A 25,847-nucleotide genomic window follows, 5' to 3' on the forward strand; every position below is an offset into this window, starting at 1 on the left:
CTGGCTAGTTGGCGGCGGCCGGCGGCAGCGCCTCCTCGGCGACGTAGGAGCGCATCGGCAGCGTAACCGGCTCCGGCCCGGTCGCGTCCTGGTACGGCGTCGGCGAGTCAGCGACCGCGAACTGCGTCCGGTACAGCTCGGCGTAGAGCCCGCCCAGAACGACCAGCTCCTCATGTCGTCCCCGCTCGACGATCCGCCCCTGATCGAGTACGAGAATCTGGTCGGCCTCTCGCACCGTGGAGAGCCGGTGCGCGATGACCAGCGCGGTCCGCCCCGTCAACGCCACCGAGAGCGCCTGCTGCACCGCTGCCTCGCTTTCCGAGTCCAGATGCGCGGTGGCCTCGTCGAGAATCACGATCGAGGGTGCCTTGAGCAGCACCCGGGCGATCGCGATGCGTTGTTTCTCCCCGCCGGAGAAGCGGTAGCCGCGCTCACCCACCACCGTGTCCAGGCCGTCGGGCAACGCCCGCACGAGGTCCGCCACCTGCGCACCGGCGAGGGCAGCCCAGAGTTCGTCGTCGGTGGCCGCCGGTTTGGCGTACCGCAGGTTCTCGGCGATGGTCTCGTGGAACAGGTGTGAGTCCTGAGTGACGACACCGATCTCGTCGCGCAGGGAGTCCAGGCTGGCGTCCCGGACATCAACCCCGCCGACGAGTACCTGACCGTCGGTAACGTCGTAGAGCCGAGAGATCAACATGGACAGCGTCGACTTGCCCGCGCCGGAGGGCCCGACCAGGGCGACCATCTGCCCCGGCTCGACGGTGAACGACACGCCCCGGAGCACCGGCTCGGTGGCCGTCCGATCGAGCGCGGCGACCTCCTCCAGGGAGGCCAGCGAGATCTCGGCGGCGCTCGGGTAGCGGAAACGCACCGACCGGAACTCGACCCGACCGTCGCCCCGCGGCACGGTGACGGCAGCGGCCTTCTCGGTGAGGGCGGGTTGCAGGTCGAGCACCTCGTAGACCCGGTCAAACGAGACCAACGCGCTCATCACGTCAACCCGTACGTTGGAGAGCGCGGTGAGTGGGCCGTAAAGCCGGGTGAGTAGTAGCGCGAGCGTGACGACGGTGCCGGCGCTGACGCTGCCGGTGACTGCCAGCCACCCGCCCAGCCCGTAGGTGAGCGCCTGCGCGAGCGAGGCGACCAGCAGCATCGCCACGAAGAAGGTCCGCGAGTACATCGCGGATTGGATGCCGATGTCCCGGACCCGCTCGGCCCGCGCGGCGAACCGGCGTGCCTCGTTGTCGGGCTGGCCGAAGAGCTTGACCAGCAGTGCTCCGGAGACGCCGAAGCGCTCGGTCATCGTCGCGTTCATCTTCGCGTCGAGGTTGTAGGACTCGCGGGTGATCTCGGCGAGGCGCCGCCCGACCCGGCGGGCCGGAATGATGAACACCGGCAGTAGCACCAGCGACAGTGCGGTGATCTGCCACGAAAGGGTGAACATCACCGCCGCGGTGAGCACCAGCTGGATGACGTTGCTCACCACCCCGGACAGGGTCGAGGTGAACGCCCGCTGGGCCCCGAGCACGTCGTTGTTGAGTCGACTGACCAGGGCACCGGTCTGGGTCCGGCTGAAGAACTGCAACGGCATCCGCTGGACATGGTCGTAGACCCGGGTTCGCAGGTCGAGGATGATGCCCTCACCGATGCGGGCCGAGTACCACCGCTGGGCGAGCGAGAGCAGCGCGTCTGCCACCGCGAGCGCGGCGATCACCAGCGCCAGCCGAACGATCAGGGTGGATGCCTCGCTGCCGCCCCGCGTGATGGCGTCGATCACTTTGCCGGCGAGCACCGGGGTGGCGACCCCGATCATCGCGGCCAGCACGACGGTGGCCAGGAAGACGACGATGTCCCGCCGGTAGGGCTGGGCGAAGCCGACGATCCGACGCGCCACCCCGCGCTGGAGCCGGTGCGCCGAGATCTCGTCGTGGCTCCGCATCGACCGGAGCATGCTCCAGCCGCCTATGCCGCCGCCGGACATCGGATTGGACACGGTCACCTCCGGGTCATCGGGCCGACCACCACCTCCGGGTCGATTCTCCCGACGCCTGTGACAACCCGGTCAGTAACCCAAATCTTCCCGTACGGCCCTTACGGGCGCTGAAGGTGCCAGCGCCCCGCCCGGCTATTCTCCCCGGCCGGCGAGTTCCCGCAGCCGCCGGGTCTGTGCCTCCCGCTCCGCCCGCTCCTGCTCGGCCGGGGTCCGGCCGGACGCACCGGCGAGCAACGCCTTGATCTCCACGACCGCGTCCCGGTCATTGGCGAGCAGCCCCGCCGTCAGGTCGCTGACCGCGCCGGCCAGCTCCCCGGTCGGCACGACCAGAGTTGCCAGCCCGATCCGGTCCGCCTCGGCGGCGTCCAACCGCCGCCCGGTGGCGCAGAGCTCCAGCGCGCGCGAGTAGCCCACAAGCTCGACCAGGCGCTTGGTGCCGGCCAGGTCTGGGACCAGGCCGAGTGTCACCTCCGCCATGGAAAACCGGGCATCCTCGGCGAGAACCCGCAGGTCGCAGGCGAGCGCCAGCTGAAACCCGGCGCCGATCGCGTGCCCCTGCACCGCCGCGATCGACACCAGGTCGGGGCGATGCAACCAGGTGAAGGCATCCTGCAGCTCGGCGATCCGGTCCGCGCACTCCTGCTCGGGCAGGGTGGACAGCTCGGCGAAGGAACCCGGCCCGGAAGCACCCGCCACCGACAGGTCGAGGCCGGCGGAGAAGGCCCGGCCTTCACCGCGGACAACCACGACGCGTACGTCGCCGGGGAGCTTCCGGGAGAAGTCGCGCATCGCCTGCCACATCGCCGGAGTCTGCGCGTTGAGCACGTCGGGCCGGGTCAGGGTGACCGTGGCCACCGCACCGTCGCACTCCAGCCGGACCCCGGTCGCCGCGGCAGTCACCGGGCGGCCCGGGGAACGGTGCTGATGGGTGGCGCCGCTCGGCGGGTCACGCCTTCTTGCGACGCCGGGCGCCGCCGCGCTGCCGCAGCTGCACCCCGGACTCGGTGAGCACCCGGTGGATGAATCCGTAGGAGCGGCCGGTCGAGGCCGCGAGCGCACGGATGCTCTCCCCCGAGGTGTACCGCTTGACCAGGTCCTTGGCGAGCGTCTGACGCTCGGCCCCGACGATCCGGCGACCCTTCTCAGTGCTGGTGGCTGTGCCAGTGGCTGCCATGCTGTGTCCTCACGTCCCAGACTGTGCGGTTCGGATACGGTCCCACCTATTAGACCGTCTCGAACGATCATGCGCCAGATATCAACTATTCGCCAACCGACACGCTATGTAATGTCGGCTTCCCGATAGGCGAAGTCAGGGCCCGGGGGTCGGTCAGGCCAGCTCAACCAACTCCAGGAGGTCGTCACTCCAGGCGTCCTCGTCCCCGTCGGGCAGCAGGATGGCCCGATCCGGTTTGAGCGCGGTCACCGCACCCGGATCGTGCGTGACCAGCACGATCGCACCGGGGTAGCGGGCGATGGCGTCCAGCACCTGCTCCCGGCTGACCGGGTCGAGGTTGTTCGTCGGCTCGTCCAGCAGCAGCACGTTCGCACCGGAGCAGACCAGCGTAGCCAGAGCGAGCCGGGTCTTCTCCCCGCCGGAGAGCACCCCGGCGGGCTTCTCCACATCCTCCCCGGAGAAGAGGAACGCACCGAGGATCCGGCGCAGCTCGGTGTCACTCTGCTCCGGCGCGGCGCTGCGCATGTGCTCCAGGATCGTCCGCTGGACGTCCAGGGTCTCGTGCTCCTGGGCGTAGTAGCCCAGCCGGAGGCCGTGCCCGGGCCGCACCTCGCCGGTGTCCGGTTCCAGCAGGCCACCGAGGATCCGCAGCAGGGTGGTCTTGCCGGCGCCGTTGAGGCCGAGGATCGCCACCCGGGAGCCGCGGTCCACCGCGACATCCACATCGGTAAAGATCTCCAACGAACCGTACGACTTCGACAGTCCACTCGCGGTCAGCGGGGTACGACCACACGCCGCGGGGGTGGGGAAGCGCACCTTCGCCACCTTGTCGGAGGCCCGCACCTCCTCCAAACCGGAGAGCAGCCGCTGGGCCCGCCGGGCCATGTTCTGGGCGGCCACGGTCTTGGTGGCCTTGGCCCGCATCTTGTCCGCCTGCGCCATCAGCGCGCCGGCCTTCTTCTCCGCGTTGGCCCGCTCCCGGCGGCGACGCCGCTCGTCGGTCTCCCGCGCCTCCAGGTATGCCTTCCACCCCAGGTTGTAGACGTCCACCACCGAACGGGTGGCGTCCAGGAACCAGACCTTGTTGACCACCGCCTCCAGCAGAGCGGCGTCGTGGGAGATCACGATCAGGCCGCCCTTGTGGTTGGCGAGGAACCCGCGCAGCCAGGTGATCGAGTCGGCGTCCAGGTGGTTGGTCGGCTCGTCGAGCAGCAGGATGCCGCCGCCGTTCTCGCCCGCGTCGCGGAACAGGATCCGCGCCAGTTCGATCCGGCGGCGCTGGCCACCGGAGAGGGTGCCGATGGTCTGGGCCAGCGCCCGGTCGGGGAGCCCGAGGTTGGCGCAGATCCGGGCCGCCTCCGCCTCGGCCGCGTACCCGCCGAGCGAGGCGAACTGGTCCTCCAGCGCGCCGTAGCGGCGGACCAACTTGTCTTCCGGCGCCTCGGCGAGCTTCGCCTCCAGCTCCGCCATCCGGGCCATCAGCTGGTCGAGCCCGCGGGCGGAGAGGACCCGGTCGCGTCCGGTCACGTCGAGATCCCCGGTACGCGGATCCTGCGGCAGGTAGCCGATGTTGCTGCGGCGGTCGAGCTGACCGGCGTACGGCTGCCCCTCGCCGGCCAGCACCTTCAGCGTCGTGGTCTTGCCGGCGCCGTTGCGGCCGACTAGGCCGATCCGGTCCCCCGGCTGCACCCGCAGCGTGGTGTCGGAGAGCAGGATTCGGGAGCCGGCGCGAAGTTCCAGGCCGGTGGCAGTGATCATGTCGGAAGACTCGCTCTCGGGGTGGAGGGCTGACTCAGGGCACGCGAAAGCACCGGCGGGCCGGAGGACCGTCGGTGCGGGGCGGTTCAGCCTTCGCAGAGCAGCACGCGTCAATTGTACCGGGACACCCCCCACCCGGTCCTGCGGATTACCCCGCCAAGATCACTGACCGGACCCGAGCCGCCCGCCGTGGGCCGGCACCGACCAACCGGTCAGGTGGCGGACCCGGCACTGCCCGCGGCCCCCACCTCGGGATCACGAACGAGGATGTGGACGGCCCGGGCAGCGGGAATGGCGTCGAGCAGCACGGCACGCCGGGGCTCCGGCACGGTCAGCAGGCGCTCGGCACGCAGCCCGACCAGCGGAGCCAGCCGACGATCCGCGAGCACCGCGTCGACAGTCCGGCGGTCCCCACCACAAACCAGGGCGGCCAGCGTCGGAGCCGCCGGCAGCAGCAGGCGCACGGCCAGCTCGACCGCGTCCGACACCGCCGCCTTCGCCTGGTTCTCCCGCCGCCGGGCGAACCGCTGCTGCGACCAGCCGCCGGCAGCCGTCCGGCCCTGGACGTAGTGCGTGTCGACCTTCGACACGACCAGCTCCGCTCCCTCGGCGACGCCGAGGGCCACCGCACCCTTGCGGGCGAGCAGCAGGCCGATCCGCCGGGGCCGGGACACGGCCGCCAGGAACCCATCCAGGTCGACCGCGCCGGATACGCCGGGCGGGGTATGCACCTCGGCGGTCGTACCGTCCGGGGCGGTCAACAGCAGCCCGTACTCCTGCGGGGTGGAGATCGACGGACCGTGCCGGTCGGTGAAGCCGGCAACCCAGCGCGGGACCCGGCCCGGGTCCACCTCAACCCACCGGCCGCCTCCCGCTGCGGGCCTACTACGCACACCCCGAACCTACCCCCGCGGTCCGGCTGCCCTTCGTCGGGTCAGGCCGCCACAAGCATGACGACGGCGAGGGCAGCGATAATGGCGCTGGACACCAGAGCCGTGCCGAGCCGGCCACGGGGACCGGCGAGGACCCGGCCGACCATCGTGCCGCCCCCGGCGACCAGTAGCTGCCAGCTCGCCGAGGCGACGAACGCCCCGAGCACGAACGCCCCGGCGGCCGGCAGAGCCGGGGCGGCGGAGTCCTGACGGCCGAGCACCAGCGCCGCGAAATAGACGACGGTGGCGGGGTTCAACAGGGTCAACGCCAGCACCCCGGTGAACGCCCGTGGCGGCGTCTCCAGGCCCCAGCGGCCCGCGAACGGTCGGCTGCCGGCATCCGGTCCGCCAGATCCGGATGTGGTGTCGGAGCCGGGGCCAGCAACCGAACCCGACCGGACGGAGCGTAGGGCCCGCACCGCGGTGTGGGTCGCCAAGGCGAGCAGGATCACCGCGGCGACCACCCGCAGCGGACCTGCGACCGGGGTGAGCACCGTGACCAGGGCCGCCCCGCCAAGGGCGGCGACGGCCGCATACAGTCCATCGGCCGTGGCGACCCCGAGGGCCGCGGCGGCCCCCACCCGGAACGAGGTCCGCGCGGCCAGCCCCATGACGAGTACCGCGATGGCGCCGACTGGGATGGCCACCCCGAATCCGGCGACCAGCCCAGCCAGAAACACCCCGGTCATGGTCGTGGGCAACAGGCCGGGCCGGCGCCGGGCAGCCGAGTTTGCTGTCGGCACCCGGCCTCGGCTACGCGGACCGGAAACGGCAACAGGTACGGCTCGATCATGCCGTCATCCTGCGCCGTCCCCAGGCCCGCGGCTACCGGTTTTACCCGGCGGACGCCCGTGGCGTCAGACGTTGAAGCCCAGCGCCCGAAGCTGCTCGCGCCCCTCGTCGGTGATCTTGTCTGGGCCCCATGGCGGAAGCCACACCCAGTTGATCCGCATCTCGTTGACCAGGCCGCCCCCCGGACCGGTGGTCAGGGCCGACCGCGCCTGGTCCTCGATGACGTCGGTCAGCGGGCAGGCCGCCGAGGTGAGCGTCATGTCCAGCGTGGCGACGTTGTCGTCGTCAACGTGGACGCCGTACAGCAGGCCCAGGTCGACAACGTTGATGCCCAGCTCGGGGTCGACGACATCCTTCATCGCCTCCTCGACATCGGCGACGGCGGCCTTGCCGGCCGGCACGCCCTCCGGAGCCGCCGCACCGGTCGCGCCATCACCAGGGGCCGGCGTGGCCTCGGTGGCAGTGTCCTCGCTCATCCCTGAACCTCCGTCGGGCTCGTGTCCACACCGGCGCGTGCCGCGGCGTCCTTGAACGCCATCCACGGCAACAGCGCGCACTTCACCCGGGCGGGGTAGCGGGCGACGCCCGCGAAAGCCACCCCGTCCCCGAGTACCTCCTCGTCCGGCGTGACCTCGCCCCGGCCGGACATCAACTCCACGAACGCCGCGTGCACCGCGAACGCCTCGGCGGCCGGACGGCCGGCGAGTAGCTCGTGCAGCACACTCGCCGAGGCCTGGCTGATAGAGCAGCCGTACCCGTCGTACGAGACATCGTGCAGCACCGCACCGTCGGTGGCGACCCGGACGGTGACCTCGTCCCCGCAGGTCGGGTTGACGTGGTGCGCCTCGGCGACGGATGCCGCCGGGTCGTCCGCGTCGCGCAGCCCCCGGCCGTGCGGGTGCTTGTAGTGGTCCAGGATGATCTCCTGGTAGAGCTGGTCAACCTGCATCAGGCGAACACCTTCCGCACCTGCTCCAGCCCCGCCACCAGGGCGTCGATCTCCTCCGTGGTGGTGTAGAGGTAGAACGAGGCCCGGGTCGTGGCCGGCACCCCGAACCGGGTGCAGACCGGGCGGGCGCAGTGGTGACCGACCCGCACCTGCACGCCCAGCGAGTCGAGCACCTGCCCGACGTCGTGCGGGTGAATGTCACCCAGCGCGAACGAGATCGTGCCGCCGCGGCCCACCGGAACGTTCGGCCCGAAGATCCGCAGCTCGGGCACCGTCGCCAGGGCGTCCAGGGCGTACGCGGTGAGTTGCTTCTCGTGCCACTGGATGGCCCGCATGCCGACACCGGAGAGGTAGTCCACCGCCGCACCCAGCGCGACCGCCTCGGCGATCGGCGGGGTACCCGCCTCGAACCGGATCGGCGGCGGGGCGAAGGTCGACCCCGACATCGCCACCGTTTCGATCATCGACCCACCGCCGAGCACCGGCGGCATCGCCGCGAGCAGCTCGGTGCGGCCCCAGAGCACCCCGATGCCACTCGGGGCACACATCTTGTGCCCGGTGAAGACGATGAAGTCCGGGTCGTAGTCGACCACGTCCATCGGCATGTGCGGCACCGACTGCGAGCAGTCGAGCAGCAGCAGCGCGCCGACCTCCCGGACCCGCTGCGTGATCCGGGACGTCGCGTTGACGGTGCCGAGAATGTTGGACATGTGCACCAGCGAGACGATCTTCGTCCGCTCGTTGACCAGGTCCGTCAAGCCCGACTCGTCCAGCCGGCCGTGGTCGGTGACCGGGAACCAACGCAGGGTGGCGCCGGTGCGCTCGCAGAGCAACTGCCACGGAACGATGTTCGAGTGGTGCTCCATCTCGGAGATCACCACCTCGTCTCCCGGGCCCAGCCGGAACCGCGGGTCGGCGTCGGGACGCAGCGACGCGTTCGAGAAGGCGTACGCCACGATGTTGATCGCCTCGGTGGAGTTCTTGGTGAACACCACCTCGTCCGGGCTCGGGGCGTTGATGAAGGCGGCGACCTTGGCGCGCGCGCCCTCGTACGCCTCGGTCGCCTCGGTGCCCAGCGTGTGCACCGAACGCGACACGTTCGCGTTCCGCCACTCGTAGTGCTCCCGCAGCACGTCGAGCACCTGCCGTGGCTTGTGTGACGTGTTCGCGCTGTCCAGGTAGACCAGCGGGTGCCCGTTGACCTTCCGGTCCAGGATCGGGAAGTCGGCGCGCACCGCCGCCACGTCGTAGCTTGGCACGTCGCCGTACTGCGGCATACCCGGTGGTATCGCGATGGTGGTCATCGTGACCGGCCTTTCCTTGAGGTCGTCAGGCCCGCGCCGAGCCGGCCCCGGCGACGTACCGCTCGTAACCCTCGTCCTCGAGCTTGTCGGCCAGCTCCGGGCCGCCCTCCTCGACGATCCGGCCGGCGACGAAGACGTGCACGTGGTCCGGCTTGATGTACCGCAGGATCCGGGTGTAGTGGGTGATCAGCAGCAGGCCGGTGTCGCCGGTCTCCCGGACCCGGTTGACGCCCTGGCTGACCACGCGGAGCGCGTCCACGTCGAGGCCGGAGTCGGTCTCGTCGAGGATCGCCACCTTCGGCTTGAGCAGCTCCAGCTGCACGATCTCGTGCCGCTTCTTCTCACCGCCGGAGAAGCCCTCGTTGACGTTGCGCTGGGCGAACGCCGGGTCCATCTGCAGGCGCTCCATCGAGCCCCGCAGCTCACCCGCCCAGGTGCGCAGCTTCGGCGCCGTGCCGTCGATCGCGGTCTTCGCGGTGCGCAGGAAGTTCGCCACCGACACCCCGGGCACCTCGACCGGGTACTGCATGGCCAGGAAGAGGCCGGCGCGGGCCCGCTCGTCCACGGACATCTCCAGGACGTCCGCGCCGTCGAGGGTCACCGAACCACCGGTGATCTCGTACTTCGGATGCCCGGCGACCGAGTAGGCCAGGGTGGACTTGCCGGAGCCGTTCGGGCCCATGATGGCGTGCGTCTCCCCCGACCGGACGGTCAGGTCGACACCGTGCAGGATCGGCTTGAGCTCACCCTCGGGCAGCTTGACCGACACCTGCAGGTCACGGATCTCAAGGGTGCTCATTATCGGGTCACTCCATTGCTTGGCATCGGGCGGCCGTCGGCGCCCACTGGGATGTAGATGTCGCCGTCGCGGATCTCGACGGGGTAGACGGGAACGGGTTCGGTGGCGGGTAGCCCGGTCGGCTCGCCGGTGCGCAGGTCGAACCGCGAACCGTGCAGCCAGCACTCCAGGGTGCAGCCCTCGACCTCCCCCTCGGAGAGGGCCACCGCGGCGTGCGAGCACTCGTCGTAGACGGCGTAGAAGGCGCCGTCCTCGCCGTGCACGATCGCGATCTTCAGACCGTCAATGTCCGCACTGACCACGCTGCCCTTCGGCACGTCCTCGGCGGAGCAGATGCGGATCATCACGCACCGGCCTTCGCGGCGATGTCCCCGCTCGCGTGCGTCGGTTCGGCGAACTCGCTCCCCCCGCTGGCCAGCCGGGCCTCGATCGCCGCGCCGAGACGCTCCCGCAGGGACTCGACCGGGATCTTATTCAACAGCTCGGCGAAGAAGCCGCGGACCACGAGCCGCCGCGCCTCGGCCTCCGGGATGCCCCGGGCCATCAGGTAGAACAGCTGCTCATCGTCGAAGCGACCGGTCGCGCTCGCGTGGCCGGCACCGGCGATCTCCCCGGTCTCGATCTCCAGATTGGGTACGGAGTCCGCCCGCGCACCCTCGGTGAGCAGCAGGTTCCGGTTGATCTCGTAAGTGTCGGTGCCGGTCGCCTCGGCCCGGATCAGCACGTCGCCGACCCAGACGGTACGGGCGCTCTCGCCCTGCAGGGCACCGCGGTAACCCACGTAGCTGCGACAGTCCGGGACCGAGTGGTCCACCAGCTGCCGGTGCTCCAGGTGCTGCCCCTCGTCGGCGAAGTAGACACCGTACAGCTCGGCCTCGCCGCCCCGCTCGGTGTACTCCACGGTGGTGTACTGCCGGACCAGGTCGCCGCCGAGGCTGACCTGGACGTGCAGTACCCGGGCGGAGCGCCCCAGCCGCACCTTCAGGTGCTGCGCCTGCACCGCGTCGTCGGCCCAGTCGGCGACGGTGACCAGGGTCAGCTTCGCGCCGTCGGCGACCGAGACCTCGACGTTGTCGGCGAGCGTCGCCGAACCGACGTGCTCGAGCACCAGCGTCGCCTCGGCGAACCGGCCCACCTCGACGAAGGTGTGCCCGAAGGCGAGCTCGTCGGCGCCCTCGCCGACCACCCGCAGGGTCACCGGCTCGGCCAGCACGGCCTCATCGGCGAAGCGCACCAGCTGCGCCTGCGCCGCACCGCGGTACGCGAGCGCACTGATCCGGTCCACCGGCACGAGTACGCTGCCGATCCGCGGATCGTCCTTCGCGACCGGCTCGACGGTGACGCCCGCGGGCAGATCGCCGTACTCGTGCCGGACCGCGCCCGCGCTGGCCGGCACCTCGCCGGTCAGGCCCCGCAGTCGGTTGAGTGGGGTGAAGCGCCACTCCTCCTCCAGGCCGGTGAGGGCCGAGAAGTCGGTGACATCGTATGAGCGCAGCGCCTGCGACTTGGTGCTGGGCGGCGCGGAAGCCTGGGTAGTCATCTCTTCCTTGGTTCTGTTCTGCGACGACGGTGTCAGTAACAGGGGACGGGTCGGGTCCGCCACGGCCTCAGCCGACCGCGCCCTCCATCTGCAGCTCGATCAGGCGGTTGAGCTCCAGCGCGTACTCCATTGGGAGCTCCTTGGCGATCGGCTCGATGAAGCCACGGACGATCATCGCCATCGCCTCGTCCTCGCTCAGCCCTCGGCTCATCAGGTAGAAGAGCTGGTCCTCGCTGACCTTCGAGACGGTCGCCTCGTGCCCCATCGACACGTCGTCCTCGCGGATGTCGACGTACGGGTAGGTGTCCGAGCGGGAGATCGTGTCGACCAGCAGCGCGTCGCATTTCACGGTGCTCTTGCTGCTGTGCGAACCCTCCAACACCTGCACCAGACCGCGGTACGAGGTGCGACCGCCACCGCGGGCGATCGACTTCGAGACGATGGTGCTGCTGGTGCGCGGCGCGGCGTGCACCATCTTGGCACCGGCGTCCTGGTGCTGGCCTTCACCGGCCATGGCCACCGAGAGCACCTCGCCCTTGGCGTGCTCGCCGGTCATGAAGACCGCCGGGTACTTCATCGTGACCTTGGAGCCGATGTTGCCGTCGATCCACTCCATGGTCGCGCCCTCGTGGCACACCGCGCGCTTGGTGACCAGGTTGTAGACGTTGTTCGACCAGTTCTGGATGGTGGTGTAGCGGCAGCGGGCGTTCTTCTTGACGATGATCTCCACGACGGCGCTGTGTAGCGAGTCCGAGGAGTAGATGGGGGCGGTGCAGCCCTCGACGTAGTGCACGTACGCACCCTCGTCAACAATGATTAAGGTCCGCTCGAACTGGCCCATGTTCTCGGTGTTGATCCGGAAGTAGGCCTGGAGCGGGATCTCCACGTGCACGCCCTTCGGCACGTAGATGAAGGAGCCACCGGACCAGACCGCGGTGTTCAGGGCGGCGAACTTGTTGTCGCCGACCGGAATCACCGTCCCGAAGTACTCCTTGAAGAGGTCCTCGTGCTCCTTGAGCGCGGTGTCCGTGTCGAGGAAGACGACGCCCTGCTCCTCCAGGTCATCACGGATCTTGTGGTAGACGACCTCGGACTCGTACTGCGCCGCCACCCCCGCGACCAGCCGCTGCTTCTCCGCCTCGGGGATGCCCAGCTTGTCGTAGGTGTTCTTGATGTCCTCCGGCAGCTCCTCCCAGCTCGTCGCCTGCTTCTCGGTGGAGCGCACGAAGTACTTGATGTTGTCGAAGTCGATCCCGGTGAGGTCGGCACCCCAGGCCGGCATGGGCTTGCGATCGAACAACCGCAGCCCCTTGCGCCGCAGGTCGAGCATCCAGGCCGGCTCAGCCTTCTTGGCCGAGATGTCCCGCACGACCGCCTCGTTGAGGCCACGCTGCGCGACGGCCCCGGCCGCGTCGGGGTCGGCCCAGCCGTACTCGTAGCGACCGAGGGCGGCGAGCTGCTCCTCCTGGGTCAGGGGCTGAACGGTCTGCTCGGTCATCTATCTGTCCTCACAGTGGTGACGGTCTTACTGGACTGAACATGCCCCGGTTGGGCCGGAATGTGCGTCGTGCACACCCCATCGCCGTGCGCGATGGTCGCGAGGCGCTGAACGTGGGTGCCGACCAGACGGGAGATCACCGCGGTCTCGGCCTCGCACAGCTGGGGGAACTCGGCGGCCACATGCGCCACCGGGCAGTGATGTTGGCACAGCTGCCCCCCCGAGGCGATCGTGGAGGCGTTGGCAGCGTAGCCCTCCGCGGTCAGGGCGGCGGCGAGTGCCTCCGCGCGGGCGAGCGGGTCGTCGCCGGCGTCTTCCATGGCTGCCAGGCAGCGGGTCTCCAGGGCGGAGACCTGCTCGGCGGCGAAGGCCGCCACCGCCGCCGATCCCCCGCCCCGGGCGATCCAGCGCAGCGCGGCGGTGGCCATGTTGTCGTAGTGGTGGGTGCCGCAGCGACCGCGGGCCGCCTCAGTCAGCAGGAAGACCTTGGCCGGACGGCCACGCCCGCGGTGACCTCGGACCGCCGGATCGCGGGCGAGGACATCTCCCTCGACGAGCATCGCGTCCAGGTGCCGCCGAATCGCGGCGGGGCTGAGCCCAAGCTCGCGCCCCAGCTGCGCGGCGGTGGTGGCACCCCGCTCGAGCAGGAGCTGGGTAACCCGGTCGCGGGTTGACGGGTCGGCGACGACCGACCCGCCGGCGAGCCCGACAGGCGCCGGCTGGCGCCCCGAGAGCCCCGCCGCGTTTTTCACAACGTCAACGTTACGTAATTCGCCGAAGGCCTGCAAACTCGGGGTCCGGTGATCAAAAACACCGTTGTGGCGAAGCCGCCCGAGGAGGCACCACTACGATGCGTAGGATTTGCGCCGTGACTGTCGCCGCCCGGTTCCCGGTCTCCACCACCTTGCTTCGCCGGCTGGCGTTCGCCAACATTCTCGCGAACGTACTGATCGTCGTTACCGGCGGGGCCGTCCGGCTGACCGCCTCCGGCCTCGGCTGCCCCACCTGGCCCCGATGTACCGACACGTCGTACACCGCGACGCCGGAGATGGGCGTACACGGGATGATCGAGTACGGCAACCGACTACTCACCTTCGCGGTCGGCATCGTCGCCATCGCCGTGGTGGTGGCCGTCCTGCTACACCGACCACGGCGACGCGGCCTGCTGCCGCTCGCGGTCGCGGTCCTGCTCGGCATCCCGGCGCAGGCCGTGATCGGTGGGATCACCGTCCTCACCAAGCTCAACCCGTGGGTGGTCGGGCTGCACTTCCTCGCCTCGATGGTCGTGATCGCCCTCGCGTACGCCCTCTGGCGACGGATCGCGGAACCGGACGGCCCGACCGTGCCGGTGGTGCCCGGACCGCTGCGCACCCTCGCTGTGATCACCACCGTGGTCTGCGTGGCGGTACTCGTGGTCGGTACCTGGGTCACCGGCAGCGGCCCACACGCCGGTGACGGTGGGGCGGCCCGCAACGGCCTCGACCCCGAGCAGCTCTCCCAGGTCCACGCCGATGGCGTGTTCCTGCTGATCGGCCTCTCGGTGGCCCTGGTCTTCGCGTTCCGGGCGGTCGGCGCCGCCGGCCCCGCCCGGGCCGCGCTGGTGTTGGTCGGGGTGGAGGCGGGGCAGGGCGTGATCGGCTACGTCCAGTACTTCACCAACCTGCCAGCGCTGCTCGTCGGTGCCCACATGCTCGGCTCCTGCCTGGTGCTGCTGGCCACCCTCGCGGTGCTCCGGTCGACCCGGGAGCGCCGGCCGGCCACCGACCCCACCCCGAGCGCCACCACCACCGCCGGCGACACCACGACCGAGCCCTCGGTCCCGGTTCCCGCCTGAGCCGTCGCCCCGGCCGAGCCTGAGCCGTCGCCCCGGCCGAGCCTGGGCCGGCGGCCCCGTTCGGACCGCACTGGCACGCCAACGCCAACGCCAACGTCGTCGGACGCGAAACCGCGTCCGACGACGTTTGGGCGAAGACGTTTCAGGATTGGTTTTGCAGGTGGGTCAAAATGGCGTCCGCGAGGCGGTCCGGGGCGCCGTCGGCGTACCCGAGGAAGAGTGACGGCTCGGTCAGTTCCAGCTCGACCAGGAGCGGCACGTCGCCCTCGCCCGGGATCAGGTCGACCCGGGCGTAGAGCAGCCGCTCCGGTCCGCCCGGAACCTCGGCGAGGATCTTCTCCGCCACCGCCACCTGCTCCGGGGTCGCGGCGCGGGGGGTGATCCGCTCGGTTTTCCGGGGCTCCTCCGGCCCCAGATCCGGGCCGGTCAGCATCGCGCCCTTCCGGATCGCGTGGCTGAAACGCAGGCCGTCGGGGCCGGCGAGGAAGAGCAACGCGGTCTCCCCATCGGTGTCGACGGCGGAGAGGTACGGCTGCACCATGGTCACCCGCCCGGCGCCGCCGATGCGCCGTACGTGCGCCTGGGCTAGGGCCCGGTGCTCGGGGTCGGCCAGGTCGTACCGGCCGGTGTCCCGGCTGTCCGCACTGACCGAGGGCTTGATGACGAACTCCCCACGCTCCGCGGGCAGCGACCACCGCTGCCCCGGCTCGATCCAGGAGGTGGGGACGGTGGCCACTCCCGCGGCGGAGAGCTGCTCGAGGTAGCGCTTGTCGGTGTTCCAGCGGACGATGTCCGCCGGGTTGGCCAGGGCCGGCACCGTCGCCGCCCAGGCGATGAAGGCGTCCCGACGGGCGGTGTAGTCCCACGGCGAGCGGAGGACCACCAGGTCATAACCCGCCCAGTTGACACCGGGATCATCCCAGATCACCACCTCGGCGGTGATGCCGCGAGCCGCGAGCGGCGCGTGGACAAGGCGGTCGTCACTCTCAAGGTCAGGAAAGGCCGCGCAGGTCACGATGGCGACCCGGGGCTCCTGACGGGCCGACTCGGACGACGTGATCATCATAGCCGGGAGCCTAACGAGCCATCGTGCGTCGGGCCATCGACCGCCAGAGATCGTTACTCGGACGCATCTGGTCCATCAGTTCCCGCTCCCACGCGTTCTCGACGGTGACGCCCGCCTTGGCGCACGCCTGCCGCGCGACGACGGTGTCGTCGGCGAACTGGTCGCCCCAGACTCCGTCGGAGCCGACGAGGACAATGCGCGCACCACGCTTGCCGACATACTCGATGACCGCCTTCGCCCCACCATGCCCGGCGGCGAACGACTTGATGCCGGCCACCAGGCCACTGGGGGCCGGAGCGTTGGCGGCCTGCTCGGCCGTCAGCGTCGTATCGGAACGATCTGCCATGACGCGAAGCCTAAGCAGAGTTCCCCCCATGCGGGCGAGTTCGGTGAACCTTTTGTGATGCCAGTTACCCCGAAAGCGTGACCCGAGATGCCCCTTTTGGCCCGATTTACCTGCATAGTTTTCGCATTAGCGGCCAGGGGATTTCCAAAACATAAACCAGGGTGACAGATTTCCGACCAACCAGGGATTCCCGCGGATCAATGACGAAAGCCAACAAAACCCACTATCTTCGCCCCGGCCAGGGGCAGGACGGTCAGATCACCGCGTCCAGCGCAACCGCCGCGAAGACGACGGTCAGGTAGGTGGTGGACCAGTGGAACAGCCGCATTGGCTTGACCGCCTCCCCCCGCGCCGCCCGACGGCACAGCCGGTGCGCCTCGACCAGGAAGATGACCCCCACAACGAGGGTCGGCAGCCCGTAGACCGGCCCGATCCCAGCCCCGAGCGGCCAGGCCACCAGCGACACCAGCACCGTCAGCCAGGCGAAGACGAGAATCTCGGCGTTGACCCGCCGGGTGGACGCCACCACCGGCAGCATCGGGATGCCCGCCCGGGCGTAGTCGTCCTTGTACTTCATCGCCAGCGGATAGAAGTGCGGCATCTGCCAGAAGAAGACGACCCCGAAGAGCGCCCAGGCAGCCGGCGCGAGGGAACCGGTCACCGCGGCCCAGCCGATCAACACCGGCGCCGCCCCACAGGCCCCACCCCAGAAGGTGTTCGCCGTGGTGGTGCGCTTGAGCCAGGCGGTGTAGACCAGGTCGTAATAGAGAATCGCGGCCAGCGTCAACCCGGCGGCCAACGCGTTGGTGAAGACAGCCAGCAGAGTGACCGAGACCACTGCCAGCACCAGACCGAAGATCAATGCGTTCCGCGGTGCGACGGTATGCGCCGGCAGCGGGCGACGCTTGGTGCGCCGCATCACCTGATCGATATCCCGGTCGATGTAGCAGTTCAGGACGCTGGCCGCGCCGGCCGCCAGCGACCCGCCGACCAGCACCACCGCCATCAGCCAGAGCGACGGTAGACCGCCGTGCGCGAGCATCATCGCCGGCACGGTGGTAACCAGCAGCAGCTCCACGATCCGCGGCTTGGTCAACGCCACGTACGCCGCGACCACCGCCCGCGGGTCCCGTCGCGAGCCGACCGCCCCATCCCCCGTCGTGCTGACCGACTGCCCGGCGGTGTCGCTGACGGGGCGCTCGGTGATCATGCTCACGGATGCCACCTTCCGGCATGGGCGGGGGGAGGTCGGATTGATCGGGCCCCACTCCGGGACCACCACCGCCCCACCCTACGCGCCGCCATTATGGCTGCCCTGCTGACCCAGCAACGGTGCGGGGCGTCACACCCGTACGCGACTAAGCGGCCGGAACCGGGAGAACAGCATGCACGGATCCCCGGGCGGACGTTTAGGACCGCTCGATAGGGTCACCGGTGAGGGTTCCGCCCATCTGCCAAGGAGCACACCGAACGTGGCTGACAACCGACCCGAGCTTTCTGCACTTAACTGGTCCGACCTCGACCGTCGGGCGGTCGACACGGTCCGCGTGCTGGCCATGGATGCCGTCGAGAAATCCGGCAACGGCCATCCCGGCACCGCGATGAGCCTCGCGCCCGCGGCCTACCTACTCTTCAACCGGGTCATGCGCCACAACCCCGCCGACCCGACCTGGCCCGGCCGGGACCGCTTCGTCCTCTCCGCCGGGCACTCCAGCCTCAGCCTCTACATCCAGCTCTACTTCTCCGGCTACCCGATGAGCCTCGCCGACCTTGAAGGGCTGCGGCAGTGGGGCTCCCTCACCCCCGGCCACCCCGAGTACGGGCATACCCCGGGAGTGGAGACCACCACCGGCCCGCTCGGGCAGGGCCTGGGCAACGCGGTCGGAATGGCGATGGCCGCCCGCCGGGAACGCGGATTGTTCGACCCCGAGCCGGAGCGCGGCACCTCGCTCTTCGACCACGACATCTGGTGCATCGCCTCCGACGGCGACATCGAGGAGGGGATCAGCCACGAGGTCAGCGCCCTCGCCGCGCACCAGCAGCTGGGCAACCTCTGCGTGATCTACGACGACAACGAGATCTCGATCGAGGACGACACCCGGATCGCCAAGAGCGAGGACGTCGTGGCCCGCTACCAGGCGTACGGGTGGCACGTGCAGACCGTCGACTGGCGACGCGGCGACGCCGACGAGGGCGACTACCACGAGGATGTGGCCACGCTGTACCGGGCGCTCCTGGCGGCCAGGGCGGAGACCGGCCGGCCGTCGTTCATCGCGCTGCGCACCATCATCGGCTGGCCGGCACCGAACAAGCGGAACACCGGCAAAATCCACGGTGCGGCGCTCGGCGCCGACGAGGTCGCGGCGACCAAGGAACTCCTCGGCTTCGACCCGGAGCGCACGTTCGAGGTCGACGAGGACGTCCTCAAGCACGCCCGCCAGGCACTGGAACGCGGGATCGCCGCCCAACGCGAATGGACCGAGACCTTCGCGGCCTGGGGGCGGGCGAACCCGCAGCGCCGGGCGCTCTGGGACCGGCTGGCCACCCGGACCCTGCCGGCGGACTGGACGGACGCTCTACCCACGTTCCCCGCCGACGCCAAGGGCCTCGCGACCCGCGCGGCCTCCGGCAAGGTCCTCGCCGCGCTCGCACCGGTGCTGCCGGAGCTGTGGGGCGGCTCGGCCGACCTGGCGGACAGCAACAACACCACCATGAAGGGCGAGCCGTCCTTCATCCCGGCCGAGCACGCCACCAAGGACTTCCCGGGCAACGAGTACGGCCGCACGCTGCACTTCGGCATCCGTGAGCACGCGATGGCCGCCATCCTCAACGGAATCGCCCTGCACGGCGGCACCCGCCCGTACGGCGGCACCTTCCTCGTCTTCAGCGACTACATGCGCCCGTCGGTGCGGCTCGCGGCGATGATGAAGCTGCCGGTGACCTACGTCTGGACGCACGACTCGATCGGCCTCGGTGAGGACGGTCCGACCCACCAGCCGGTGGAGCACCTCACCTCGCTGCGGGCGGTTCCCGGACTGGACGTGGTACGCCCCGCCGACGCGAACGAGACCGCCTGGGCGTGGCGGCAGATCCTGACGCACACCGACCGACCGGCCGCGTTGGCACTGAGCCGCCAGCCGTTGCCGACCCTGGATCGGTCCGTGCTCAACAGCGCGGAGGGGGCGGCCCGCGGCGGGTACGTGCTGGCCGAGGCCGGCGGCGGCAAGCCGCAGGTGATCCTCATCGGCACCGGCTCGGAGGTGCAGCTCTGCCTCACCGCCCGGGAGCGGCTGGAGGCCGACGGCACCCCCACCCGAGTCGTCTCCATGCCCTGCCAGGAGTGGTTCCGGGCCCAGGACGAGGCGTACCGGGAGTCGGTCCTACCCCGTGGGGTGCGGGCACGGGTGAGCGTGGAGGCGGGTGTCGCGATGTCCTGGCGGGCCCTCGTCGGTGACTGCGGCGAGACCGTCAGCCTGGAGCATTTCGGGGCGAGTGCCCCGCACACCGTGCTCTTCGAGGAGTTCGGTTTCACCCCGGACCGGATCGTGGGTGCGGCACACGCCGCACTGACCCGGGTCGGCGACATCACCGGTAATCCGACCGGCAACTGAGGGGAGCGCGACGGCATGACGGACAGGCTGGGTGAGCTCACCGCCGCGGGTGTGGCGGTCTGGCTCGATGACCTTTCGCGGACGCGACTCAGCTCCGGCGGGCTGGACCGGCTGCGCCGGGAAAAGCACCTGGTCGGGGTGACCACCAACCCGACGATCTTCGCCAAGGCCCTGGGCGACGCCAAGGAGTACGACTGGCAGCTACACGACCTCGCGACGCGCGGGGTGAGCGTCGAGGAGGCGGTCCGCACCCTCACCGCGTACGACGTGCGCTGGGCCTGTGACGTGATGCGACCGGCGTACGAGGCATCGGCGGGAGTGGACGGACGGGTCTCGCTGGAGGTGGACCCGCGGCTGGCGTACGAGACCGACCAGACCATCGCCGAGGCGCGGGCGCTCTGGTGGCTGGTGGACCGGCCGAACCTGTTCATCAAGATCCCGGCCACCGAGGCCGGGTTGCCGGCGATCACCGCCGCCCTGGCCGAGGGGATCAGCGTGAACGTCACCCTGATCTTCGGGCTGGACCGTTACTCGGCGGTCATGGAGGCGTTCCTGACCGGCCTGGAGCAGGCGAAGGCGAACGGCCACGACCTGTCCAGGATCGGCTCGGTGGCGTCGTTCTTCGTCTCCCGGGTCGACACCGAGGTCGACCAGCGGCTGGAGAAGATCGGCTCGGAGCAGGCCAGCGCGCTGCGCGGTCGGGCCGCGATCGCCAACGCCCGACTGGCCTACGAGCGCTACAGCGAGGTCTTCGCCTCCGACCGGTGGCAGGCCCTCGCCGACGCCGGGGCACATCCGCAGCGACCGCTCTGGGCCTCCACCTCGACAAAGAACCCGGACTACCGGGACGTGATCTACGTCGAGGAGCTGATCGCCCCCGGCACCGTCAACACGATGCCGGAACCGGTGATCAACGCCTATGCCGAGCACGGCGAGACCAGCGGCGACACCGTCACCGGCGGCTACGACGAGGCACGGAAGGTCTTCGCGGGCCTGGCGGCGGCCGGGGTTGACCTGACCGACGTGATCGACACCCTGGAGCGCGAGGGGGTGGAGAAGTTCGCGACGAGCTGGAACGAGCTACTCGAAGGGGTCCGCCGTTCCCTCGCCGCCGCGAACCGGGGCGTCGACCACCCCGGCGACGCCGCCACCAAGAACTCGCGGGCCGCCAAGCAGGCGGGAGGCAACGCGTGAGCGAGCTTCTCGGACCGCCCGTCGAGGCCGCTGCCGGCCTCTCGGTACGCGGGGCAGACGCGGTTGACCAGGCCGCGGCCGCCTCCACCCGGGCCGCGGTAACCACGGCCGGTGTTCCCGGCAAACTCGCGGCGAAGGACCACACGCTCTGGGGGCCGGAGGCGGAGGCCGAGGCGCGGATCCGGCTGGGTTGGGTCGACACCCACACCCGCAGCCGGGATCTGCTTCCGCAACTCGCCGAGCTGACCTCGGAGCTGGCCGACCTGGATCACGTGGTGCTCTGCGGGATGGGCGGTTCGTCGCTGGCTCCCGAGGTGATCTCCCGGACGCTCGGCCGGCCGCTGACCATCCTGGACACCACCGATCCGGGCCAGATCCGGGCGGCGCTCGCCGACCGTCTGGAGCGGACCGTCGTCGTGGTGGCCAGCAAGTCCGGTTCGACGGTCGAGACCGACAGCCAGCGACGCGCGTACTGGCAGGCGTTCCTCGACGCGGGGATGTCCGAGGCGGAGGCCGGGCGGCACTTCGTGATCGTCACCGACCCGGGTTCGCCGCTGGCGGCGACCGCTGCCGAGATGGGCGCGTTCACCGTGCTGGCCGATCCGAATGTCGGCGGGCGCTTCGCCGCACTGACCGCGTTCGGACTCGTTCCGACGGCGCTGGCCGGCGTCGAGGTGGCCGAACTGCTGGACCAGGCCGAGGCGTTCTCCGGGTCGTTGGCCGGCGAGCGGGAGAACCCGGCGTTGGCGCTGGGCGCCGCGCTGGGTGCGGCGGCCACCGCCGGCCGCGACAAAGTGGCGCTGGTCTCGGACGGCAGCGGAATCGACGGGCTCGGTGACTGGGCCGAGCAGTTGATCGCCGAGTCGACCGGAAAGTCCGGGAGCGGCATCCTGCCGGTCGTCGTCGAGTCGCCGACCAGCCCGGGCGCCACCGGCGAGGGCATCCTCACCGTCAGCTACGGCGGGGCGCTGACCGCCGGGGAACTCAGCGGCGGGGAAGGGCCCGGAGGCACGCCGGACGTGGCGGTCAACGGGCCGTTGGGGGCCCAGTTCCTCGCTTGGGAGTATGCGGTCGCGGTTGCCGGCGTGGTGCTCGGCATCGACGCGTTCAACCAACCGAACGTCACCGAGAGCAAGGAGAACACCAACCGGATCCTGGCCTCGGGCCCGCCGTCGGAGCAGCCGTCCTGCACTGAGGGCGCGATCGAGGTGTACGCCCCGGCGGGGGTACCGAACGACCTGGCCGGCGCGCTGCGCTGGCTGATCGACGGCGTGGATGAGGACGGCTACCTCGCGGTCATGGCGTACCTCGACCGCGGGTCTGATGCCGCGGCGGCCCGGCTCCGCCCCGCGTTGGCCGAGGCTCTCAGCCCGCCGGTGACCTTCGGCTGGGGCCCCCGGTTCCTGCATTCCACCGGGCAATATCACAAGGGCGGCCCACAGGTGGGTAGCTTCCTCCAGCTAACCGGTACGGTCGACGTTGATCTGCCGGTGCCGGGGAAGCCGTACAGCTTCGGGGAGTTGCAGGCGGCGCAGGCCGCTGGCGACCGGCAGGCCCTGGCTGACCGGAAGCGTCCGTTGCTGCGGCTACACCTGACCGATCGGTCGGCGGGGGTGACGCAGCTGTTGGAGGCGGCTGGCGCGCTAACCAGGCGACGATGACGGACGAAACAAGGCGGAGCGAGGAGACGGCGTGACCAACCCGTTACGCGACCCGCAGGACCGACGGCTGCCCCGCATCCCGGAACCCTGCGCTCTGGTCATTTTCGGCGTTACCGGGGACCTGGCCCGCAAAAAGTTACTCCCCGCGGTGTACGACCTTGCGAACCGAGGGCTGCTGCCACCGAGCTTCGTCGTGCTCGGCTTCGCCCGCCGGGACTGGGATGACAGCGACTTCGAGTCCGTCGCCCAGGCCGCGGCGAAGGAGCATGCCCGCACTCCTTGGCGAGAGGAGGTGTGGGCGCGGCTGGCCGGCAACATCAAGTTCGTCGGCGGGTCATTCGACGAGGACGCCGCGTTCGACCAGTTGGCGGGCACGTTGGACGGGCTACGCCAGTCGCACGGCATTCCCGGCAACGCCGCCTTCTACTTCGCCATCCCCCCGGCGGCCTTCCCGGTGGTACTCAAGCAGCTCGCCCGCACCGGAATATCGGATAACGCCAGCTCCGGCGGGTGGCGCCGAGTCGTGGTCGAGAAGCCGTTCGGGCACGATCTGCCCTCGGCGAAGGAACTCAACGACCTGGTGGACGATGTCTTCACCCGTCGGGACGTCTTCCGCATCGACCACTACCTGGGCAAGGAGACAGTCCAGAACATCCTGGCCCTGCGGTTCGCCAACAACCTGTTCGAGCCGTTGTGGAACTCGAGATACGTCGACTCGGTGCAGATCACCATGGCCGAGGATGTGGGGATCGGCACCCGGGCCGGGTTCTACGACACCGCTGGCGCCGCCCGGGACGTGCTCCAGAACCACCTCCTTCAGCTGCTCGCGCTGGTGGCGATGGAGGAGCCCACCAGCTTTGCCGCCGACGAGATCCGCGCCGAGAAACTCAAGGTGCTCAAGGCCATCACCCTGCCACCGGATGTGCACCAGGGGACCGTACGCGGCCAGTACCTGCCCGGCTGGGTCGGCGGCGAGCGTGCCCTCGGCTACCTGGACGAGGAGGGAGTCCCGGCCGACTCGACCACCGAGACCTACGTCGCGGTGCAGCTTGGCATCCAGAACCGCCGGTGGGCGGGGGTGCCCTTCTACATCCGCGCCGGCAAACGGATGCCCCGCCAGGTGACCGAGGTCGCGGTCATGTTCAAGAAGGCCCCACACCTGCCGTTCAACGACGCCGATGTGAAGTCGCTGGGCAACAACCAGCTCGTCATCCGGGTCCAGCCGGACGAGGGCGTGGTCCTCAAGTTCGGCTCCAAGGTGCCCGGGACCGCGATGGAGGTCCGCGACATCGCGATGGACTTCCAGTACGGCGAAGCGTTCACCGAGGCCAGCCCAAAGGCGTACGAGCGGCTGGTGCTGGACGTCCTGATCGGCGACCGCACCCTCTTCCCGGACGCCGCCGAGGTCGAGCAGAGCTGGCGGGTGGTGGACCCGCTGGAACAGGCCTGGGCGGACACGAAACCGGAGCCCTACCGATCCGGTGAGTGGGGTCCCCGCCGCACCGACGAGATGCTGGCCCGGACGGGCCGCGCCTGGCGGCGGGCGTGACGACCGGGCGACGCGAGCGGACTGGGAGGCAGCGATGATCGGCCTGTGGGACACCACCGGCAACGAGGTGGTCAGGGCGCTCGCTGCCGAACGGCGCAGCGCCGGCGGGGTGGCCAGTGGCATGGCACTCACCCTGATCGTGGTGGTGGACGAGAAGCGGGTCCGCGAGGCGGAGGCGGCGGCGACGATCGCCTCCGCCGCCCACCCGTGCCGGCTGCTGATCGTGGTTCGTTCCGATGTAGACCGAGATCGAAGCCGGCTGGACGCGGAGATCGTCGTGGGGGGCCGGCTCGGCCCCGGTGAGGCGGTGGTGGCCCGGATGCACGGGCGGCTGGCCCTGCACGCCGAGTCGGTGGTGATGCCGCTGCTGGTGCCGGACGTACCGGTGGTGACCTGGTGGCACGCGGATCCGCCAGCCGAGATCGCCACCGACTTCCTAGGCGTGGTGGCGGACCGGCGCATCACCGACGCCGCGCAGGCCGACAACCCGATCGAGGCGCTGCGGCAGCGGGCGCACGACTACGCGCCCGGTGACACCGACCTGGCCTGGACCCGCGTCACGTTGTGGCGCACCCTGGTGGCGGGCGCCTTCGACACCACCGAGGCACGGGTCACCGCGGCGACCGTGGTGGCGCCACCGACCGACCCGACGGCCGCGCTGATGCGCGGCTGGCTCGCCGCCCGACTGGGGATCGATCCCGAGTGGCGGCACACCGACCAGCACTCCCGAATGCATGAGGTGCAATTGCGCTGCGCCAACGGCGACGAGCTGACGCTGACCCGCAACGACAGCATGGCGGTGTTCCGCCGCAGCGACCAGGAGGACCGCCTCCTGCCGCTGGTACGCCGGCCGCTCGGCGACGAGTTGGCCGAGGAGTTACGCCGACTCGACGCCGACCAGGTGTACGCGGAGGCACTCGGTGCCGCGGCCGGGATCTCCGGGCTGGAACGCCGTCCCGCCCAACGGGTACACATCTGGAAAGACCCGGCCCAGGCCCGGCAGGCCGAGGCGGGGATCACTGCGCACGCGGGGGTCGCGCGGGCATGAGCGAGGCGAGTATCGCGGTCCACGCCGACGCCGAGCTGCTGGCGCAGGCGGCGGCCGCCCGGTTACTGGTCCGCATCCTCGATGCGCAGGCCGGGCGCGGTCAGGCGTCGGTGGTGTTGACCGGCGGGCGGATCGCCGCCGCCGTCTACCGTGCCTTGGCGGCGCTGCCCGCCCGCGAGGCGGTCGACTGGTCCCGGGTGGACGTCTGGTGGGGCGACGAGCGGTTCCTGCCCGAGGGTGACCCGCAGCGCAACGCGACGCAGGCCCAGGCGGCGTTCCTGGACGCGGTGCCGCTGAACCCGGCCCGGGTGCACCCGATGCCGGCTTCGGACGACCCGGCCGGCAGCGACCCGGAGGAGGCAGCCGCCCGGTACGCGGCGGAGCTGGCCCAGGCGGCCCGCCCCGGCACCGCCGTCCTCCCCCACTTCGACGTGCTCCTGCTGGGGGTGGGCGAGGACGGACACGTGGCCTCGGTCTTCCCGGAGCATCCGGTGCACTACGAGAGCCGGCCGGTCAGTGCGGTCCGGGGCAGCCCGAAGCCGCCGCCGGTCCGGACCACCCTGACCCTGCCGACGATCAACACCGCGGAGGAGGTGTGGCTGGTCGCCAGCGGGGCGGACAAAGCCCGCGCGGTCGGCCTGGCGCTGGCTGGTGCGGGGCCGGTGCAGCTCCCGGCCGCCGGTGTGCGGGGCACCAACCGCACCCTCTGGCTGCTCGATCGCAGCGCCGCCGCCGACCTACCCGCCCGTTTCCGCAGCCTTCGCTGAGCTGCCGCTTGTGGCGGCACCGCGGACGGGGC

Annotated in this window: 24 protein-coding genes; 7 read left to right on the forward strand and 17 right to left on the reverse strand. The window is 70.5% G+C overall.

The features are described from left to right. Positions 1–4: 4 nt before the first annotated feature. From SALPAC2_RS0108530 to SALPAC2_RS0108595, 14 genes are all read right to left on the reverse strand, one after another. Entirely contained in the window at positions 5–1,981 is a 1,977-nt protein-coding gene (locus SALPAC2_RS0108530; protein ID WP_033662019.1) for an ABC transporter ATP-binding protein, read from the reverse strand. A 144-nt stretch (positions 1,982–2,125) separates the two neighbouring features. Continuing rightward, the gene (locus SALPAC2_RS0108535; protein WP_018216240.1) at positions 2,126–2,893 is read right to left on the reverse strand and encodes an enoyl-CoA hydratase/isomerase family protein; all 768 of its coding nucleotides are present in this window, start codon (positions 2,891–2,893) and stop codon (positions 2,126–2,128) included. 46 nt (positions 2,894–2,939) lie between these two features. Then, positions 2,940–3,167, reverse strand: coding sequence for a helix-turn-helix domain-containing protein (locus SALPAC2_RS0108540; RefSeq protein WP_007462679.1), 228 nt, complete (start codon positions 3,165–3,167; stop codon positions 2,940–2,942). Positions 3,168–3,320: 153 nt separating this feature from the next. Further along, a complete protein-coding gene (locus tag SALPAC2_RS0108545; protein ID WP_018216241.1) occupies positions 3,321–4,925 on the reverse strand; it encodes an ABC-F family ATP-binding cassette domain-containing protein in 1,605 nt (534 codons plus the stop codon). Between the two features lie 212 nt (positions 4,926–5,137). Beyond that, on the reverse strand, positions 5,138–5,818 hold the full coding sequence (locus tag SALPAC2_RS0108550; RefSeq protein ID WP_263404675.1) for an acVLRF1 family peptidyl-tRNA hydrolase: 681 nt from the start codon (positions 5,816–5,818) through the stop codon (positions 5,138–5,140). Between the two features lie 41 nt (positions 5,819–5,859). Then, a complete protein-coding gene (locus SALPAC2_RS0108555) occupies positions 5,860–6,546 on the reverse strand; it encodes a LysE family transporter (protein ID WP_018216243.1) in 687 nt (228 codons plus the stop codon). 168 nt (positions 6,547–6,714) lie between these two features. Next, positions 6,715–7,125 (reverse strand): metal-sulfur cluster assembly factor, encoded by a 411-nt coding sequence (locus tag SALPAC2_RS0108560; protein ID WP_018216244.1) that lies wholly within the window; start codon positions 7,123–7,125, stop codon positions 6,715–6,717. Then, positions 7,122–7,598, reverse strand: coding sequence for a Fe-S cluster assembly sulfur transfer protein SufU (gene sufU / locus SALPAC2_RS0108565; protein WP_018216245.1), 477 nt, complete (start codon positions 7,596–7,598; stop codon positions 7,122–7,124). Before sufU ends, SALPAC2_RS0108560 begins: the two co-directional genes overlap by 4 nt. Further along, complete coding sequence (locus SALPAC2_RS0108570) at positions 7,598–8,902, reverse strand: cysteine desulfurase (RefSeq protein ID WP_018216246.1); 1,305 nt, start codon at positions 8,900–8,902, stop codon at positions 7,598–7,600. The genes sufU and SALPAC2_RS0108570 overlap by 1 nt, the downstream gene beginning before the upstream one ends. A gap of 25 nt (positions 8,903–8,927) precedes the next feature. Next, entirely contained in the window at positions 8,928–9,701 is a 774-nt protein-coding gene (sufC, locus tag SALPAC2_RS0108575; protein ID WP_018216247.1) for a Fe-S cluster assembly ATPase SufC, read from the reverse strand. Further along, on the reverse strand, positions 9,701–10,045 hold the full coding sequence (locus tag SALPAC2_RS0108580; RefSeq protein ID WP_018216248.1) for a non-heme iron oxygenase ferredoxin subunit: 345 nt from the start codon (positions 10,043–10,045) through the stop codon (positions 9,701–9,703). Before SALPAC2_RS0108580 ends, sufC begins: the two co-directional genes overlap by 1 nt. Continuing rightward, positions 10,045–11,241: a Fe-S cluster assembly protein SufD gene (gene sufD, locus SALPAC2_RS0108585; protein WP_018216249.1), complete on the reverse strand. Its 1,197-nt coding sequence runs from the start codon at positions 11,239–11,241 to the stop codon at positions 10,045–10,047. The genes SALPAC2_RS0108580 and sufD overlap by 1 nt, the downstream gene beginning before the upstream one ends. A 67-nt stretch (positions 11,242–11,308) precedes the next feature. After that, positions 11,309–12,739, reverse strand: coding sequence for a Fe-S cluster assembly protein SufB (sufB, locus tag SALPAC2_RS0108590; RefSeq protein ID WP_012014297.1), 1,431 nt, complete (start codon positions 12,737–12,739; stop codon positions 11,309–11,311). Further along, positions 12,736–13,491, reverse strand: coding sequence for a helix-turn-helix transcriptional regulator (locus SALPAC2_RS0108595; RefSeq protein WP_018216250.1), 756 nt, complete (start codon positions 13,489–13,491; stop codon positions 12,736–12,738). The genes sufB and SALPAC2_RS0108595 overlap by 4 nt, the downstream gene beginning before the upstream one ends. Before the next feature lie 98 nt (positions 13,492–13,589). On the opposite strand from SALPAC2_RS0108595, the gene SALPAC2_RS0108600 reads away from it, so the two are divergent. Beyond that, positions 13,590–14,573 carry a COX15/CtaA family protein gene (locus tag SALPAC2_RS0108600; RefSeq protein ID WP_026184546.1) on the forward strand — a complete coding sequence of 328 codons (984 nt, stop codon included), beginning with the start codon at positions 13,590–13,592 and terminating at the stop codon, positions 14,571–14,573. Between the two features lie 142 nt (positions 14,574–14,715). Here the strand turns inward: SALPAC2_RS0108600 and SALPAC2_RS0108605 are convergent, their stop codons facing one another. The 3 genes from SALPAC2_RS0108605 to SALPAC2_RS0108615 form a co-directional block, all read right to left on the reverse strand. Continuing rightward, positions 14,716–15,639, reverse strand: a complete 924-nt coding sequence (locus SALPAC2_RS0108605) for an ATP-grasp domain-containing protein (RefSeq protein WP_018216252.1) — start codon at positions 15,637–15,639, stop codon at positions 14,716–14,718. Between the two features lie 10 nt (positions 15,640–15,649). Next, positions 15,650–15,985, reverse strand: coding sequence for a hypothetical protein (locus SALPAC2_RS0108610; RefSeq protein ID WP_018216253.1), 336 nt, complete (start codon positions 15,983–15,985; stop codon positions 15,650–15,652). A 253-nt stretch (positions 15,986–16,238) separates the two neighbouring features. Next, positions 16,239–17,201, reverse strand: a complete 963-nt coding sequence (locus SALPAC2_RS0108615) for a heme o synthase (RefSeq protein ID WP_026184548.1) — start codon at positions 17,199–17,201, stop codon at positions 16,239–16,241. Positions 17,202–17,457: 256 nt separating this feature from the next. Between SALPAC2_RS0108615 and tkt the strand changes: the two genes are divergently transcribed. From tkt to pgl, 6 genes are read left to right on the forward strand one after another with little or no spacing between them, the layout of a single operon-like run. Then, the gene (gene tkt / locus SALPAC2_RS0108620; RefSeq protein ID WP_018216255.1) at positions 17,458–19,596 is read left to right on the forward strand and encodes a transketolase; all 2,139 of its coding nucleotides are present in this window, start codon (positions 17,458–17,460) and stop codon (positions 19,594–19,596) included. Positions 19,597–19,611: 15 nt separating this feature from the next. Continuing rightward, the gene (gene tal / locus SALPAC2_RS0108625) at positions 19,612–20,790 is read left to right on the forward strand and encodes a transaldolase (RefSeq protein WP_018216256.1); all 1,179 of its coding nucleotides are present in this window, start codon (positions 19,612–19,614) and stop codon (positions 20,788–20,790) included. Continuing rightward, on the forward strand, positions 20,787–22,451 hold the full coding sequence (locus SALPAC2_RS0108630; protein WP_018216257.1) for a glucose-6-phosphate isomerase: 1,665 nt from the start codon (positions 20,787–20,789) through the stop codon (positions 22,449–22,451). The genes tal and SALPAC2_RS0108630 overlap by 4 nt, the downstream gene beginning before the upstream one ends. A gap of 31 nt (positions 22,452–22,482) precedes the next feature. Beyond that, positions 22,483–24,000, forward strand: coding sequence for a glucose-6-phosphate dehydrogenase (zwf, locus tag SALPAC2_RS0108635; protein ID WP_018216258.1), 1,518 nt, complete (start codon positions 22,483–22,485; stop codon positions 23,998–24,000). Between the two features lie 34 nt (positions 24,001–24,034). Beyond that, positions 24,035–25,048 (forward strand): glucose-6-phosphate dehydrogenase assembly protein OpcA, encoded by a 1,014-nt coding sequence (locus SALPAC2_RS0108640; protein WP_018216259.1) that lies wholly within the window; start codon positions 24,035–24,037, stop codon positions 25,046–25,048. Next, positions 25,045–25,815: a 6-phosphogluconolactonase gene (pgl, locus tag SALPAC2_RS0108645; RefSeq protein ID WP_018216260.1), complete on the forward strand. Its 771-nt coding sequence runs from the start codon at positions 25,045–25,047 to the stop codon at positions 25,813–25,815. Before SALPAC2_RS0108640 ends, pgl begins: the two co-directional genes overlap by 4 nt. The last annotated feature ends 32 nt before the right edge of the window (positions 25,816–25,847 follow it).

It is taken from the genome of Salinispora vitiensis (assembly GCF_000378825.1).
Taxonomy (GTDB): Bacteria; Actinomycetota; Actinomycetes; order Mycobacteriales; family Micromonosporaceae; genus Micromonospora; species Micromonospora vitiensis.

Excerpts from the sequence above, each read along its gene's own strand:
- SALPAC2_RS0108640 (WP_018216259.1), top strand. The coding sequence starts at position 24,035 with ATGATCGGCCTGTGGGACACCACCGGCAACGAGGTGGTCAGGGCGCTC.
- SALPAC2_RS0108600 (WP_026184546.1), top strand. The coding sequence starts at position 13,590 with ATGCGTAGGATTTGCGCCGTGACTGTCGCCGCCCGGTTCCCGGTCTCC.
- SALPAC2_RS0108530 (WP_033662019.1), bottom strand. The coding sequence starts at position 1,981 with ATGTCCGGCGGCGGCATAGGCGGCTGGAGCATGCTCCGGTCGATGCGG.
- SALPAC2_RS0108555 (WP_018216243.1), bottom strand. The coding sequence starts at position 6,546 with ATGACCGGGGTGTTTCTGGCTGGGCTGGTCGCCGGATTCGGGGTGGCC.
- SALPAC2_RS0108540 (WP_007462679.1), bottom strand. The coding sequence starts at position 3,167 with ATGGCAGCCACTGGCACAGCCACCAGCACTGAGAAGGGTCGCCGGATC.
- SALPAC2_RS0108605 (WP_018216252.1), bottom strand. The coding sequence starts at position 15,639 with ATGATGATCACGTCGTCCGAGTCGGCCCGTCAGGAGCCCCGGGTCGCC.
- SALPAC2_RS0108610 (WP_018216253.1), bottom strand. The coding sequence starts at position 15,985 with ATGGCAGATCGTTCCGATACGACGCTGACGGCCGAGCAGGCCGCCAAC.
- sufC (WP_018216247.1), bottom strand. The coding sequence starts at position 9,701 with ATGAGCACCCTTGAGATCCGTGACCTGCAGGTGTCGGTCAAGCTGCCC.
- SALPAC2_RS0108545 (WP_018216241.1), bottom strand. The coding sequence starts at position 4,925 with ATGATCACTGCCACCGGCCTGGAACTTCGCGCCGGCTCCCGAATCCTG.
- sufD (WP_018216249.1), bottom strand. The coding sequence starts at position 11,241 with ATGACTACCCAGGCTTCCGCGCCGCCCAGCACCAAGTCGCAGGCGCTG.
- pgl (WP_018216260.1), top strand. The coding sequence starts at position 25,045 with ATGAGCGAGGCGAGTATCGCGGTCCACGCCGACGCCGAGCTGCTGGCG.
- SALPAC2_RS0108570 (WP_018216246.1), bottom strand. The coding sequence starts at position 8,902 with ATGACCACCATCGCGATACCACCGGGTATGCCGCAGTACGGCGACGTG.
- tal (WP_018216256.1), top strand. The coding sequence starts at position 19,612 with ATGACGGACAGGCTGGGTGAGCTCACCGCCGCGGGTGTGGCGGTCTGG.
- SALPAC2_RS0108560 (WP_018216244.1), bottom strand. The coding sequence starts at position 7,125 with ATGAGCGAGGACACTGCCACCGAGGCCACGCCGGCCCCTGGTGATGGC.
- sufU (WP_018216245.1), bottom strand. The coding sequence starts at position 7,598 with ATGCAGGTTGACCAGCTCTACCAGGAGATCATCCTGGACCACTACAAG.
- SALPAC2_RS0108580 (WP_018216248.1), bottom strand. The coding sequence starts at position 10,045 with ATGATCCGCATCTGCTCCGCCGAGGACGTGCCGAAGGGCAGCGTGGTC.
- sufB (WP_012014297.1), bottom strand. The coding sequence starts at position 12,739 with ATGACCGAGCAGACCGTTCAGCCCCTGACCCAGGAGGAGCAGCTCGCC.